Raw genomic sequence first — 14,580 nt, 5'->3', positions numbered from 1 at the left:
AACACGCCCTGGACTACTCCGCCAGCAAGGGTTCGACCAAGTCCTTGAGACGGGCGTAGTAAACCTGGCCGCTGATCTTTTTCCTGATCCTGCCCTGCTTGTCGATCACGAATGAAGTCGGCAGCCGGCTTACCCCGCCAAACGCTGCCGCGACACCCGCCGGTTCCATGGCCACGGGAAAATGGTAAGCCTCCTTGGCCATGAACGCCGCCACCTTGCCGATATCGTCGTCCTGACTCAAGGCAAGCATTTCAAATCCCTTTCCCTGGTAATCGCGGTAGAACGACTCCATCGCCGGCATTTCATGCCTGCAATAAGGACACCAGGTTGCCCAGAAATTCACCAGCACCACCTTGCCGCGCAGCTGTTCCAGATCCACCCGGCGACCGTCGAACAGGGTTACCTGCAGCTTGGGCGCATCCCGCCATTCCTCGCTGATCCAGGCGGGCGGGCGAAACCAGACATAGGCGATGGCACCAACAAGCAACAGCGTCCACACGTCGGGGCGCCACCTTTTCCACGAAAACCATTCGCGCAATCGCTGCGGCAAAGCCATCCTCAGTAAGTCCTTTCAGAGTATTGCATCATGGGCGAAAAGTACCGCGTATAATTCTCGGCCATCTTACCTCATGGTTGTTTCCACCCATGCTCTGGATCAAAGCGTTCCACATCATCTTCGTCGTCAGCTGGTTCGCCGGCCTGTTCTACCTGCCGCGCCTGTTCGTGAACCACGCCATGGTGGACGACCCGGCCACGGTGGAACGCCTCACGCTGATGGAGCACAAGCTGTACCGCTTCATGACGCCGCTGGGCGTGCTGGCGCTGGTGTTCGGCATCTGGCTGTGGCTCGGTTACGGCTTCAGCGGCGGCTGGCTGCACGTCAAGCTGGTACTGGTAACCCTGCTTGCCGCCTACCACCTCTACTGCGGCAGGATCGTGGCGGACTTCAGGAACGGCCGCAACCGTCACGGCCATGTGTTCTACCGCTGGATGAACGAACTGCCGGTGCTGATCCTGGTCGCCGTGGTGATCCTGGTGGTGGTCAAGCCGTTCTAACGGTAAACCTCTTCAATCAACGCACCGAAACGCTCCAGCACAGCCTCGCGCTTGACCTTCTGGGTCGGCGTAAGCAATCCGTTCTCCACCGTCCACGGCTCGCTTAACGGAATCACGCGGCGCACCCGGATATAGCGCGGGAAAGACTTGAGCTGCGCATTGGCGCGCCGCACCAGCATCTTGTCGTCAGTCTCGGCGGTGACGGCCAGCAAGGAGAAAAAAGCCTTGCCCTCCCCGAGCAGCATCGCCTGTTCGAAAACGGGATCGTCGAGAATCGCGATTTCGATGTCCTGCGGCGGCGCTTTCTCACCGCTGGACAAGATCAGGACGTCCTTGCTGCGCCCCCGAATGACAATCTTGCCCGCGCTGAACGCGGCCAGGTCGCCGGTATTGAGCCAGCCTTCGGTATCCATCACCGCTGCGCTGGCCTCCGGGTTCTGCCAATACCCGAGCATCACGGAGGGACCGCGCACCAGCAGCTCCCCGGCTTCGTTGATGCGGGTTTCGATACCCTTGAGCGGCGCGCCGACGGTGGCAGGGTCATTGTCCTCCTCGCGGTTCGCGGCCACCACCGGCGCGGCCTCGGTCAGTCCGTAGCCCTGGATCAGGTTGAGCCCAAGACCGATGAAAGTGCGGGCGATACGCAACTCCACCTTGGCGCCGCCCACCACCGCAAGGCACAGGCGGCCGCCCAGCCGTTCGAGAATCGGCGCGGCGACGAAGCGCTGCAGCAGCCGGTAGAGCCCGCGTTCCGCCAGCGTGGCCTGGCGCTTGAAGCGACGCCAGCCAAGATGGACGGTGAGGCGAAACAAAACGCGTTTCAACGCATTCTGCGCCAGGGTTTTTTCCAGCCGCGCGAGGAAGCGTTCGAACACGCGCGGCACCGCGATCAGCACGGTCGGCCGGTGGAAGGCGAGATCCTCGGCGATTTGCTGGATACCCCGCGCATAGGCCACCTTGATCCCGACCGAGAGCGGCAGATAGTAGCCGCAAGTACGCTCGAACATGTGCGACAGGGGCAGCACCGAAAGCAGGCTGTCGGCGCCGCGCAAGCGCACCACGTCGCTGGAAGCCGCCACATTGGCGAGGATGTTGCGGTGGGACAGCATCACGCCCTTGGGGCGACCGGAAGTGCCGGAGGTGTAGACGATGGTAGCCAGCGTGCCGGGCTCAAGCGGCCGGACCTCGAAAGCCGCCGCGTCAGCCGGCAGCCAGTCTGCCAGATCGCACGCGCCGGGCCCGTCCTGCAGGCAAATGATGCGCGGCAAGGCAGACGATGGAGCTTGCATTGCGGCCTGCAACGCTGCGCGCTGACGGGAATTTTCCATCACCACCAGCCGGGCGCCGGAATTCTGCAGGCACCAGGCGATGTTTTCCGGGTTGTCATCGACATACAGCGGCACCACCACCAGACCGAGGCCCAGTGCCGCCATATCGACCGCCACCCAGTTCACGCTGTTCCTCAGACAGATCGCCACCCGCTCCCCCGCCTGCAGCCCATCGCGGCGCAAGGCCTGTTGCCAGCGCGCGGCTAGGCGGACGACATCGAGTACCGAATAATCGCGCCACTCGCCGTCCACGAACTGGCTATAGAGGACCCGCTCCGGAGCGGAAAGATGTTGTGCGAGCAGTTGAGCGAGATTGGTCATGAAATAGCTTTCAGCTGTCAGGTGTCAGCCATCAGCTTCCATCCAGCTCTAACTGACAGCTGATAGCTGATAACTGATGGCTACTAGTAGTGTATATTTCCGCCTTCCCCATCACCAGATTTTCGCATCATGCCTGAAAACTTTTTCGCCCCTTGCCCGCGCGGCCTGGAAGTCCCACTTGCCGCCGAACTGCAAGCGCTCGGCGCAAGCGCATTGCAAGCGACCGATGGCGGCGTCGGTTTCAGCGGACCGTTCGAACTGTGCTACCGCATCAACCTCGAAAACCGCGTCGCCAGCCGCGTGCTGTGGCGCGTCGGGGGCAGCCACTACCGCCGCGAGGAGGACATATACAAGACCGCATATGCCCTGCCGTGGCTCGACTGGTTCGATGTCGGCCGCACCATCATGGTCAAGGTAAGCGCAAAACGCTGTCCGCTGCAAAGCCTGGATTTCATCACGCTCAAGATCAAGGATGCGGTATGCGACAAGTTCCGCAACCTCGGCGGCGAGCGCCCCAGCGTCGACACGCATCTGCCGGACATCCGCATCCACGCCTTCCTCGAGCAGGACACCTTCGCCCTGTACCTCGACACCTCGGGCGAAGCGCTGTTCAAGCGCGGGCTGCGCCGGGCAACGGTGGAAGCGCCGTTGCGGGAAAACCTCGCCGCGGGAATACTCCACCTTTCCGGCTGGAAACCGGGAGAAGCCCTGCTCGACCCGATGTGCGGAAGCGGTACTTTCCTCATGGAAGCCGCGCAAATGGCGCTCGACATCCCGCCCGGCCTGGGACGCGAGTTTGCCTTCAGCAAACTGCTCAACTTCAAGAGCAAGACTTGGGAAGACCTGCGCGCAGCGGCCGCGGCACGGCGCAAGCCCATGCAATTCTGCAACATTTACGGCAGCGACAAATACGGCGATTCGCTGAAGGTGGCGCGGGAGAACCTAGAGGCAGCCGGGCTGCTGGAAGCGGTGCAGCTGAAACAGTGCAATGTGCTGGAAGTGCCCGCCCCCGCAACCGAAGGCGTGCTGGTGACCAACCCGCCCTACGGCGTTCGGATCGGCGAACAGGAGGAACTGGCTGCGCTTTACCCCGAACTCGGCCACCTGCTCAAGCAGAAATTCAGCGGCTGGCGGGCTTACTTCTTCACCGGCGATTTCCGCCTGGCCAAATTGATCCGGCTTTCCGCCTCGCGGCGGATCCCGCTGTTCAACGGGCCGCTGGAGTGCCGTCTGTTCGAATACAAGATGGTGGCGGGCGGCATGCGGCGCGAGAAGCCCGCGCCGGAAATCTGAGTTATTGAGTTACTCAGGAAGCGAACCGATTTCCATGGAAAGGCGGGCCAGCTCGGCTTTCGCCTTGTTGGAGTACTTGGCGTAGCAGCCGCGGGTCAATATTTCGACCGCCTTCTCCTGGTCGCCCTGATCGACGCTCTGGATCACCTGGGCCGCGCATTGATGAAAACCGGCGTGGGTTTCCCGCAGCCCCTGAAACAAGGGCAGGTCGCCGTATTTCATGCCTCCCGGCCCATGTATCCACTTGCCCAGGGCGCACTGGTCGTCGCGCCCCACCACTGCGGCATCCAGTTGCTCCTTGCTTTCACCGTTGATATAAGTCTCCAGCCTGACCTTCCAGCGGATATGCGCTTCGATGGCGGACATGAAATCAAGATCGTCGGGAACGGTTTCTTGAATAACAGGTTTCTTGAACTTATCAAACAGCCCCATATGAAAGCTCCCTATATTTATACGATCCCGAGGTGATCGATTCCGGACATCAGATCCTTGTCCTTGGATTCCTGACCGTGCAACTTGATCTTGAGGCGCAGATCGTTGACCGAATCGGCGTTGCGCAACGCATCCTCATAGGAGATCATGCCGGCCTCATACAGATCGAACAGCGACTGGTCGAAGGTCTGCATGCCCAGTTCGCGCGACTTGGATATGATTTCCTTAATCTCGTGCACCTCGCCCTTGAAGATCAGGTCGGAAATCAGCGGCGAGTTGAGCATGATCTCGATCGCTGCCGCCCGCCCCTTGCCTTCCTTCATGGGAATCAGGCGCTGCGAGACGAAAGCCTTGAGGTTAAGCGAAAGGTCCATGAGCAGTTGCTGGCGCCGCTCCTCGGGGAAGAAGTTGATGATCCTGTCCAGCGCCTGGTTGGTGCTGTTGGCATGCAGCGTGGAGAGACACAAGTGACCGGTTTCGGCAAAGGCGATGGCGTAATCCATGGTTTCGCGGTCGCGGATCTCGCCGATCAGGATCACGTCCGGCGCCTGACGCAGCGTGTTTTTCAGCGCCGCGAACCAGTTCTCCGTGTCCACCCCGACGTCACGCTGGGTGACGATGCAATTCTTGTGATCGTGCACGTACTCCACCGGGTCTTCGATGGTAATGATGTGGCCGAAGCTGTTTTCGTTGCGGTAACCGACCATCGCCGCCAGCGAGGTGGATTTGCCAGAACCGGTGCCGCCGACGAATACCACCAGGCCGCGCTTGGTCATGGCCACGTCCTTGAGCACCTCCGGCAGGCCCAGGTCTTCGAATTTGGGAATTTTGGCGGTAATGGTGCGCAGCACCAGACCGACGCGTGACTGCTGGACGAAGGCATTGACGCGGAAACGGCCGATATCCGGCGGGCTGATGGCGAAATTGCATTCCTTGGTGGCTTCGAACTCCGACGCCTGCTTGCTGTTCATGATCGCCATCGCCAGTTCCTGTGAATGGGCTGGCGTAAGGGTCTGATTGGAAACCGGGGTAACCTTGCCATCCACCTTGATGGCGGGCGGGAAGCCGGCGGTAATGAACAGGTCCGACCCTTTCTTGCTGATCATCAGCCGCAGCAGATCATGCATGAATTTCTGAGCTTGTTCGCGTTCCATGGTGTTTCCTCTTCGCTAGAGACTTACCCTGCCTTCACCCGCATCCGCAAAATGCGTTCCCCCACCGCGATTGACCGCAAAACCGGCAATCCTGGTGAGGAACGGGAGAAAGAAGAACGCTCTGAGATTCGTGTTATCAGCCGGCGAAGCTGTCCTTGTTCGACGCTTTGATACGCGCCTCGTTGGGGGCAACCACATTGCGCCGCACCAGGTCGGTAAGACACTGATCCAGTGTCTGCATGCCGACATTCTGGCCGGTCTGGATCGCGGAATACATTTGCGCGATCTTGTTTTCCCGGATCAGGTTACGGATAGCCGGCGTGCCGATCATGATTTCGTGCGCCGCGACCCGGCCGCTGCCGTCCTTGGTCTTGAGCAGCGTCTGCGCAATAACCGCGCGCAGGGATTCGGAAAGCATGGACCGGACCATTTCCTTTTCGGCGGCTGGGAACACGTCGATGATACGGTCGATGGTCTTGGCTGCTGAACTGGTATGCAGGGTACCGAACACGAGGTGACCGGTTTCCGCCGCGGTCAGGGCCAGGCGAATGGTTTCAAGGTCGCGCATCTCGCCCACCAGGATGATGTCCGGGTCTTCGCGCAAGGCCGAACGCAGCGCGTTGGCGAAGGAAAGCGTATGCGGTCCCACTTCGCGCTGGTTGATCAGGCACTTCTTGCTTTCATGCACGAACTCGATCGGGTCTTCCACGGTGAGAATATGGCCGTATTCGTTCTCGTTGATGTGGTTGATCATCGCCGCCAGGGTGGTCGATTTACCCGATCCGGTAGGTCCGGTCACCAGCACGATGCCGCGCGGTTGGTCGGCGATTTCCTTGAAAATGGGCGGGCAATTGAGTTGTTCGAGCGTCAGTACCTTGGAAGGAATGGTACGGAATACCGCTGCGGCGCCCCGGTTCTGGTTGTATGCGTTGACGCGGAAGCGGGCCAGGCCGGGGATCTCGAAGGAAAAGTCCACCTCCAGATTTTCTTCGTAGAATTTGCGCTGGCCGTCGTTCATGATGTCGTACACCATGCCGTGCACGCCCTTGTGGTCCAGCGAGTCCACATTGATGCGGCGCACGTCGCCGTTGACGCGGATCATCGGCGGCAAACCCGCGGACAGGTGCAGGTCGGATGCCTTGTTCTTGACCGAGAAGGCGAGTAGATCAGAGATTTCCATTTATAATCCCCTTGTTGCGGTCAAGATGACCGATATATAAGATCATTATGACAACAATCACGAGCGCCTTGCAAGCCGTTAAACATCGCATTCTCGCCGCGGCGGCACAAAATGGCAGGGCAGCGCAGTCGGTCCAGCTCCTGGCGGTATGCAAAACCTTTCCAGACGCGGCTGTGCGCGAGGCATTCCTGGCCGGACAGATGAAATTCGGCGAAAGTTATGTGCAGGAAGCGCTGACCAAAATGGCCGCATTGCGCGATCTTCCCCTGGAATGGCATTTCATCGGTCCGTTGCAAAGCAATAAAACGCGCCAGGTAGCGGAAAACTTCGCCTGGGTGCACAGCATCGATCGTACAAAAATCGCCGAGCGCCTTTCCGCCGCCCGGCCCGCGGAATTGCCGCCACTGCAGGTATGCCTGCAGGTGAACGTCAGCGGCGAAGCCAGCAAAGGCGGCGTAGCGCCCGAAAAAGCGGCCGTACTCGCTGCCCATGTAAAAGCCTTGCCGCGGCTGCAACTGCGCGGCCTGATGGCGATCCCCGCGCCCACGGACGACGTGACCCTGCAGCGGCGCCAGTTCCGCATCGTGGCCGAACTGCTGGCGCAATTGAATCGTCTTGGTTTTCAGCTGGATACCCTTTCCATGGGCATGTCCGACGACATGGAAGCGGCGATCGCCGAAGGCGCCACCATCGTCCGGGTCGGCTCGGCGATTTTCGGCGCACGAAGCTACCCCAAAGAGTCCTCCGGGTAAGACGCAAACCATATAAAATCCGGCCAAGCCTCAATCCAGAACCTAGGGCAAACCAACCATGCCAGATACCCGCGACACCGCACAGCACGAGAGCGTGCAGGAAAGCCTGACACGCGTTGTCGAGCTTTTGCACAAGCACGAACTGGTTGAGTCCCTGGTGCACAAGCAGGACATGCCGCGCCACGACCTGGTGCAGCAGCTGGTGCACAAGCAGAATCTGGCCGAATTGCAGAAAACGCTGGATGCCCTGCACCCTGCCGACATGGCCTATATTCTCGAAGCCCTGCCGCTCGATCAGCGACTGCTGGTATGGGAATTGGCACGGGCGGATCGGGATGGCGAAATCCTGCTGGAAGTCTCCGATGCGGTGCGAGAATCCCTCATTGCCAGCATGGACAGCGACGAGTTGCGCGCTGCTGCCGAGCAGTTGGACACCGACGAAATCGCCGACCTGGCGCCGGATCTGCCGCAGGAAGTGATCCAGGATGTGTTCGAGTCGCTGGACAAGGAGGAACAGGCGCAACTGCAATCGGCGCTCTCCTACCCGGAAGGAACGGTCGGCGCGCTGATGGATTTCGACATGGTCACCATACGCGAAGATGTCAGCCTGGAAGCGGTACTGATCGACCTGCGCAAGCTGGGAGAACTGCCCAGCCATACCGACAAGCTGTTCGTGGTCGACAGCAAGGCAAAACTGCGCGGCGTATTGCCTTTGAAACGCCTGCTGCTGCACAACCCGGACGCCCTGGTCGCCGCGGTGATGTCGGACGACCCGGTGATTTTCAACGGCAACGACAAGGCGAGCGACGCCGCTTCCGCGTTCGAGCGCTACGACCTGGTCACGGCACCGGTCGTGGATGTTCACCACAAGCTGGTCGGCCGCCTGACGGTGGACGAAGTGATGGACTTCATCCGCGACGAAGCGGAAAGCGACGTGCTCGCCATGGCGGGCTTGCGCGAAGAAGAAGACATGTTCGCCACGGTATGGAAGTCCATGCAGAACCGCTGGACCTGGCTCGCCATCAACCTGGTGACAGCCTTTATCGCTTCACGTGTAATCGGCCTGTTCGAAGGCTCGATCGAGAGAATTGTCGCGCTCGCCGCGCTGATGCCCATCGTCGCCGGCATCGGCGGCAACTCCGGCAACCAGACCACCACCATGATCGTGCGCGGCCTGGCGCTGGGGCAAATTCACCCCAGCAACATGCGCAAACTTTTCATCAAGGAACTCGGCGTGAGCCTGATGAACGGGCTGATCTGGGGTTCGATGCTCGGCCTGCTGGCCTATCTGCTGTACCGCAATGCCGCACTGGGCGCGGTGATGACCGGGGCCATGGCGCTCAATCTGCTACTGGCAGCGGTGATGGGTGTTCTGATCCCGCTCGCCATGCACAAGCTCGGACGCGACCCCGCCGTCGGGTCGAGCGTGATGATCACGGCAGTGACCGACAGCGGAGGGTTTTTCATTTTCCTCGGCCTCGCCACCATATTCCTGATGTGATCGACTTGAGCCGATGAGCGCAAAACGGTGTTTCGCTGTTTGCCTCGACCTCGGGTAACCGGGGACTCAGGCTGGTTTTTTCCCGGTCACCTCGACCGTCCGCACCTTGGCGGCCAGCTTGTCCAGCACCCCGTTGACGTACTTGTAGCCGTCCGTGCCGCCGTAGCCTTTGGCCAACTCGATGGCCTCGTTGATCACCACGCGGTAGGGAATTTCGATGTGGTGGACGAATTCATAGGTGGCGAGCAGCAGGATGGCGCGCTCCACCGGGCTCAGCTCTTCCAGCGGGCGATCGAGACAGGGCTGGATGTGCGCTTCCAACGCCGCGGCATCCTTGATCGCGCCACGCAGCATGGCGGCGAAATGCGCGTCGTCGATCTTGGCGAATTCTTCATGCTCGCGTAACTGCGCCTCGATGACATCCACCGGATCGCCGGTAAGCTGGCGCTGGTAGAGGCCCTGCAGGGCGAGTTCGCGTGCTTTGCGGCGGTTCTTTTTCATTTAAATCTTCTTCAGCAGATTAACCATCTCGATCACCACGCGCGCGGCGTCGGCACCTTTTTCCGCCATGCGAACCTCGGCCTGATCCTGGTCTTCAGTCGTCAGAATGGCGTTGGCGATAGGCAGGCCACTGTCGAGCATCACGCGGGTCACGCCGCTGCCGGATTCGTTGGCCACCAGTTCGAAATGGTAGGTCTCGCCGCGGATGATCGCACCCAGCGCGACCAGCGCATCGAACTTGCCGCTTTTGGCCATTGTCTGCAGCGCCAGCGGCACTTCCAGCGCGCCCGGCACGGTCGCCAGGAAAATGTCGTCCTTGGCCACGCCGCACTTGAGCAACTCGGTGATGCAAGCGCCCAGCAAACCCTCGCAGATATCGATATTAAAGCGGCTCATGGCGATGCCGATTTTCAGGCCGCTGCCGTTCAGATCGGGGTGGTATTCGGGTAGTTTGTTGGAGATTCCCATGGTTCGGTTCCTATTTCGGTTCGTAGTAGCCGGTGACTTCCAGATCGAAGCCCGCCATGCTCGGCATCTTGCGCGGCACGGCCAGCAGACGCATCTTGGTGACGTTGAGATCGCGCAGGATCTGCGCACCGATACCGTAGTTGCGCAAGTCCACCTTGGCCGGAGCCTTGGGCTCGCTGCGCTTGACGCGCTCCAGCAGGTCGGCCGCCGTCTCGCCGCCGCGGCGCATCAGCACGATCACGCCCTTGCCGGCATCGGCCACCGCCTGCATGGCCTGCTGCACGCTGAAGGAATGCTCGAAGCTGGTGGCGTCGATAAAATCCATCACCGACAGGGGTTCGTGCACCCGCACCAGGGTTTCCTCGCCCGCCTTGATCTCGCCTTTGACTAGCGCCAGATGCACTTCGTTGGCGGTCTTGTCGTGATAGGTGACCAGCTGGAACGCACCATAAACGGTCTGCACCGTTTTCTCCGCCACGCGCTCGACCAGTCTCTCGGTCTGGCTGCGGTAGTGGATCAGGTCGGCGATGGTGCCGATTTTAAGGCTGTGCAGTTTGGCGTATTCCAGCAAATCGGGCAGGCGGGCCATTTCGCCGTCTTCCTTGAGAATTTCGCAGATCACTGCTGCCGGCTCCAGGCCTGCCAGCGCAGCCAGGTCGCAACCCGCCTCGGTGTGTCCGGCGCGCACCAGCACGCCGCCGTTCTGCGCCTTGAGCGGGAAAATATGGCCGGGCTGGACGATATCGTGCGGGCCGGCATCCTTCCTGACCGCAGCCACCACGGTCTTGGCACGGTCGGCGGCGGAAATGCCGGTGGTCACGCCTTCGGCCGCTTCGATCGAAACGGTGAAATTGGTGCCCAGCGGGGCCTTGTTGCTCGACACCATGAGCGGCAGGTCGAGCTGGCGGCAGCGCGCTTCGGTCAGAGTCAGGCAGATCAGGCCGCGGCCGTGCTTGGCCATGAAATTGATGGCTTCCGGCGTGACGAACTCGGCCGCCAGCACCAGGTCGCCCTCGTTCTCACGGTCTTCCTCATCCACCAGGATGACCATTTTGCCGGCCTTGAAGTCGGCGATGATGTCTTGTATCGGGCTGATGTTCATTGTTCTTCCTTGCCGTAGCTCAGCATGCGTTCGAGATAGCGCGCGACCAGGTCGACTTCGAGGTTGACCTTTTTGCCGGCGCACAGATGTTTGAAATTGGTCGCCTCGATGGTGTGGGGAATCAGGTTGATGCTGAAGTCCTCATCCTTCACCCAGTTGACCGTCAGGCTCACCCCGTTGACCGTGATCGACCCCTTGTGAGCGATATAACGAGCCAGGGACTTGGGCGCGCGAATCACCAGCTCATGCGATTCGCCGACCGGCGCGAACTTCACCACGTCGCCCACGCCGTCGACGTGGCCGCTCACCAGGTGGCCGCCGAGGCGATCGGACAGGCGCAGGGCCTTTTCCAGGTTGATCTCGCCGAGTTCGCCCAGACCCTCGGTACAGTTGAGCGTTTCCCGGGACACGTCGACCTGGTAGCCGTCGGCGGTTTTGGCGATCACCGTCAGGCATACGCCGTTGGCGGCGATGCTGTCGCCCACCGCGACGTCGCTCATGTCCAGGTCCGCCGCGCTGACAGTCAAGCGCACGCCCTCTTGCAGCGGTTCGATCGCGGCAATTTTACCCACCGCCTGAATGATGCCGGTAAACATTTATGCTTTCCTTTTCAATGTTGCCACGATGCGCATATCGCGTCCCACCATGCGCAGATCCCTGATTTCCAACTCCTGACGCTGATTCATTTCCTCTATTTCCGGCACGCCGAACATGCCGCGCGCCTTGTCGCCGAACAGCATGGGCGCGAGGTAGAACACCAGTTCGTCCACGACGCCGGCACTCAACAAGGCGCCATTGAGCACCTTGCCGGCTTCCACCGTGATTTCGTTCATGCCGCGCCGCCCCAGTTCCTGCAGCAGGCGCGCCAGGTCGATCTGCCCGTGCTCGGCCGGCAACACCAGCACCTCGGCGCCGGCATCCTGCAGTTGCCGGATACGCTCTTCCTCGTCGCAGCCGGTGGCAACCAGTAGCTTGGCACCCTGCAATATTTTCGCATCCAGCGGCATGCTCAGGTTGGCGTCCACCACCACCTTGAGCGGCTGGCGCGTCGTCTCGACATCGCGCACCGTAAAAGATGGATCGTCTGCCAGCACCGTGCCGATGCCGGTCAGCATGGCGCAAGAACGTGCGCGCAAACGGTGCGCGTCACGCCGCGCGTCGGGGCCGGTAATCCATTGGCTGACGCCGTTGTTCAGCGCCGTTTTACCGTCCAGCGTGGCCGCCGCCTTGAGCCGCAACCACGGCCGGCCCCGTTCCATGCGCGAGATGAAACCGAGATTCAGCTCGCGCGCTTCCTTTTCCAGCACGCCGCAAGTGGTGGGAATACCCGCCAGTTCGAGCATGGCGATACCCTGTCCGGCCACCATGGGATTGGGGTCGCGCATCGCCACCACCACGCGTCCCACGCCCGCCTTGATCAGCGCCCCGGCACAGGGCGGGGTGCGGCCGTAGTGGCTGCACGGCTCGAGCGTGACATAAACCGTCGCGCCCCGCGCTGCCTCTCCCGCCTGGTTCAACGCATGAACCTCGGCATGGGGCTCGCCGGCCCGCTCATGCCAGCCCTCGCCCACCACCTTTCCAGCTTGCACGATGACACAGCCCACGCGGGGATTGGGGGTGGTGCTGTACAGGCCGCGCTGCGCCAGTTGCATGGCTGACGCCATAAATGCGTGGTCGGCGGAAGTAAACATGGTGCTACTTGTCCAGGTCGCGGATCGCGTCGCGGAAGTCTTCCACGTCCTCGAAACTGCGGTAAACCGAAGCGAAGCGGATATAGGCCACCTTGTCCAGCTTGCGCAGCTCGTTCATCACCATCTCGCCGACCTGGCGCGACGGCACTTCGCGCTCGCCCAGGCTCAGCATTTTCTGCTCGATGTGCTGGATGGCGCTGTCCACCAGATTGGTGGACACCGGGCGCTTGTTGAGGGCGCGCATGAAACTGGTGCGAATCTTTTCGCGGCGGAATTCTTCGCGGCTGCCGTTCTGCTTCACCACCTGGGGCAGGCGCAACTCGGCGGTTTCATAGGTCGTGAAGCGCTTTTCGCACCCCGCGCAGCGCCGCCGGCGACGCACGCTGTCGCCTTCCTCGCTGACGCGGGAATCGATCACCTGGGTATCGTCGGCACCGCAAAAGGGGCATTTCATTTGGTTGGTGAGGGGTGAGGAGTGAGGAGTGAGGGGCAAAAACACCCCAAGACCGACTCCTTACTCCTCACCCCTAACTCCTCACTGTCCGTAAACCGGATACTTCTTGCACATCGCCTTGGCTTCGTTGGCCACGCGCGACAGCACGGTTTCATCGGTGGGTGCGGCGAGCACGTCGGCGATCAGGTTGGCCAGGTGCTCGGCTTCGATTTCCTTGAAACCGCGCGTCGTCATGGCCGGCGTGCCGATGCGGATGCCGCTGGTGACGAAGGGCTTTTCCGGATCGTTGGGGATGGCGTTCTTGTTCACCGTGATGTGCGCCTTGCCCAGTGCGGCTTCGGCTTCCTTGCCGGTCAGTTTCATGGCGCGCAAGTCGACCAGGAAAACGTGGGATTCGGTATGGCCGGAAACGATGCGCAGACCGCGCTCGGTGAGCACCTTGCTCATCACCAGCGCGTTGGCGACCACCTGCTCCTGGTAAAGTTTGAAGTCCTTGCTCGCCGCTTCCTTGAAAGCCACCGCCTTGCCGGCGATGACGTGCATCAGCGGGCCGCCTTGCAATCCGGGGAAAATGGCCGAGTTGATGGCTTTTTCGTGTTCGGCTTTCATCAGGATGACGCCGCCCCGCGGCCCGCGCAGGGTCTTGTGAGTGGTGGTGGTGACCACGTCCGCATGCGGCACCGGGTTGGGGTAGACGCCCGCGGCGATCAGCCCCGCATAGTGCGCCATGTCCACCATGAAAATCGCGCCGACGGCCTTGGCCACCTTGGCAAAGCGCTCGAAATCGATCTTCAGCGCATAGGCAGAGGCGCCGGCGATGATCAGCTTGGGCTTGTGCTCATGGGCCAGCGCTTCCATGCGGTCGTAGTCGATCTCTTCCTTTTCGTTGAGACCATAGGCGACGACATTGAACCACTTGCCGCTCATGTTGAGCGCCATGCCGTGGGTGAGGTGACCGCCTTCGGCCAGGCTCATGCCCATGATGGTGTCGCCGGGCTTGAGAAAGGCCATGAACACGGCCTGGTTGGCCTGCGAACCGGAATTGGGCTGGACGTTCGCGGCGTCGGCACCGAACAGTTTCTTGACGCGGTCGATGGCGAGCTGCTCGGCCTTGTCGACGTATTCGCAACCACCGTAGTAGCGCTTGCCGGGATAGCCTTCGGCGTATTTGTTGGTCAGCACAGAGCCCTGCGCCTCCATCACGGCCGGGCTGGTGTAGTTCTCGGAAGCGATGAGTTCGATGTGGTCTTCCTGGCGCTGGCGTTCTTGCTCGATCGCCTGCCACAATTCAGGATCAAAGCTGGCAATGGTATTTTTTGCGCTGAACATGGTGGTCTTTCACTCGGC

16 protein-coding genes are annotated in these 14,580 nt (G+C 61.1%); 4 read left to right on the top strand and 12 right to left on the bottom strand.

Features of this window, described 5'->3' with window-relative positions:
• Positions 1-13: 13 nt before the first annotated feature.
• Positions 14-556 carry a TlpA family protein disulfide reductase gene (locus SKTS_RS02570; protein WP_173059885.1) on the bottom strand — a complete coding sequence of 181 codons (543 nt, stop codon included), beginning with the start codon at positions 554-556 and terminating at the stop codon, positions 14-16.
• 89 nt (positions 557-645) lie between these two features.
• Here SKTS_RS02570 and SKTS_RS02565 point away from each other — a divergent pair, with 89 nt between their 5' ends.
• Positions 646-1,056, top strand: a complete 411-nt coding sequence (locus tag SKTS_RS02565) for a CopD family protein (RefSeq protein ID WP_173059882.1) — start codon at positions 646-648, stop codon at positions 1,054-1,056.
• On the opposite strand, the gene SKTS_RS02560 is transcribed toward SKTS_RS02565, so the two are convergent.
• Complete coding sequence (locus tag SKTS_RS02560; protein ID WP_173059879.1) at positions 1,053-2,705, bottom strand: AMP-dependent synthetase/ligase; 1,653 nt, start codon at positions 2,703-2,705, stop codon at positions 1,053-1,055. The genes SKTS_RS02565 and SKTS_RS02560 overlap by 4 nt on opposite strands.
• A gap of 129 nt (positions 2,706-2,834) precedes the next feature.
• Here SKTS_RS02560 and SKTS_RS02555 point away from each other — a divergent pair, with 129 nt between their 5' ends.
• Complete coding sequence (locus tag SKTS_RS02555; RefSeq protein WP_173059876.1) at positions 2,835-3,998, top strand: THUMP domain-containing class I SAM-dependent RNA methyltransferase; 1,164 nt, start codon at positions 2,835-2,837, stop codon at positions 3,996-3,998.
• A gap of 9 nt (positions 3,999-4,007) precedes the next feature.
• Here the strand turns inward: SKTS_RS02555 and SKTS_RS02550 are convergent, their stop codons facing one another.
• The 3 genes from SKTS_RS02550 to SKTS_RS02540 all read right to left on the bottom strand — a co-directional run bounded on the left by SKTS_RS02550 (position 4,008) and on the right by SKTS_RS02540 (position 6,764).
• Positions 4,008-4,430 carry a CZB domain-containing protein gene (locus SKTS_RS02550; protein WP_173059873.1) on the bottom strand — a complete coding sequence of 141 codons (423 nt, stop codon included), beginning with the start codon at positions 4,428-4,430 and terminating at the stop codon, positions 4,008-4,010.
• Between the two features lie 17 nt (positions 4,431-4,447).
• Complete coding sequence (locus SKTS_RS02545) at positions 4,448-5,584, bottom strand: PilT/PilU family type 4a pilus ATPase (RefSeq protein ID WP_173059870.1); 1,137 nt, start codon at positions 5,582-5,584, stop codon at positions 4,448-4,450.
• A 136-nt stretch (positions 5,585-5,720) separates the two neighbouring features.
• Entirely contained in the window at positions 5,721-6,764 is a 1,044-nt protein-coding gene (locus tag SKTS_RS02540) for a type IV pilus twitching motility protein PilT (RefSeq protein ID WP_173059867.1), read from the bottom strand.
• A 47-nt stretch (positions 6,765-6,811) separates the two neighbouring features.
• On the opposite strand from SKTS_RS02540, the gene SKTS_RS02535 reads away from it, so the two are divergent.
• Together SKTS_RS02535 and mgtE are read left to right on the top strand one after the other, a co-directional pair.
• The gene (locus SKTS_RS02535; RefSeq protein WP_173059864.1) at positions 6,812-7,516 is read left to right on the top strand and encodes a YggS family pyridoxal phosphate-dependent enzyme; all 705 of its coding nucleotides are present in this window, start codon (positions 6,812-6,814) and stop codon (positions 7,514-7,516) included.
• Between the two features lie 58 nt (positions 7,517-7,574).
• Positions 7,575-9,017 (top strand): magnesium transporter, encoded by a 1,443-nt coding sequence (gene mgtE / locus SKTS_RS02530; protein ID WP_173059861.1) that lies wholly within the window; start codon positions 7,575-7,577, stop codon positions 9,015-9,017.
• Positions 9,018-9,083: 66 nt separating this feature from the next.
• Here mgtE and nusB read toward each other — a convergent pair whose 3' ends face one another.
• The 7 genes from nusB to glyA form a co-directional block, all read right to left on the bottom strand.
• Entirely contained in the window at positions 9,084-9,518 is a 435-nt protein-coding gene (gene nusB / locus SKTS_RS02525; protein ID WP_173059857.1) for a transcription antitermination factor NusB, read from the bottom strand.
• Complete coding sequence (ribH, locus tag SKTS_RS02520) at positions 9,519-9,986, bottom strand: 6,7-dimethyl-8-ribityllumazine synthase (protein WP_173059854.1); 468 nt, start codon at positions 9,984-9,986, stop codon at positions 9,519-9,521.
• Positions 9,987-9,996: 10 nt separating this feature from the next.
• Positions 9,997-11,088: a bifunctional 3,4-dihydroxy-2-butanone-4-phosphate synthase/GTP cyclohydrolase II gene (ribBA, locus tag SKTS_RS02515; RefSeq protein WP_173059851.1), complete on the bottom strand. Its 1,092-nt coding sequence runs from the start codon at positions 11,086-11,088 to the stop codon at positions 9,997-9,999.
• Entirely contained in the window at positions 11,085-11,684 is a 600-nt protein-coding gene (locus tag SKTS_RS02510) for a riboflavin synthase (RefSeq protein ID WP_173059848.1), read from the bottom strand. The genes ribBA and SKTS_RS02510 overlap by 4 nt, the downstream gene beginning before the upstream one ends.
• Positions 11,685-12,779, bottom strand: coding sequence for a bifunctional diaminohydroxyphosphoribosylaminopyrimidine deaminase/5-amino-6-(5-phosphoribosylamino)uracil reductase RibD (gene ribD / locus SKTS_RS02505; RefSeq protein WP_173059846.1), 1,095 nt, complete (start codon positions 12,777-12,779; stop codon positions 11,685-11,687).
• A 4-nt stretch (positions 12,780-12,783) separates the two neighbouring features.
• Positions 12,784-13,233: a transcriptional regulator NrdR gene (nrdR, locus tag SKTS_RS02500; RefSeq protein WP_173059843.1), complete on the bottom strand. Its 450-nt coding sequence runs from the start codon at positions 13,231-13,233 to the stop codon at positions 12,784-12,786.
• A gap of 81 nt (positions 13,234-13,314) precedes the next feature.
• Entirely contained in the window at positions 13,315-14,562 is a 1,248-nt protein-coding gene (glyA, locus tag SKTS_RS02495; RefSeq protein ID WP_173059840.1) for a serine hydroxymethyltransferase, read from the bottom strand.
• Positions 14,563-14,580: the final 18 nt, after the last annotated feature.

This window comes from Sulfurimicrobium lacus, assembly GCF_011764585.1.
GTDB lineage: Bacteria > Pseudomonadota > Gammaproteobacteria > Burkholderiales > Sulfuricellaceae > Sulfurimicrobium > Sulfurimicrobium lacus.
The sequence above is the reverse complement of the archived record's forward strand: the minus strand, read 5'-3'. Positions and strand labels throughout refer to the sequence as shown.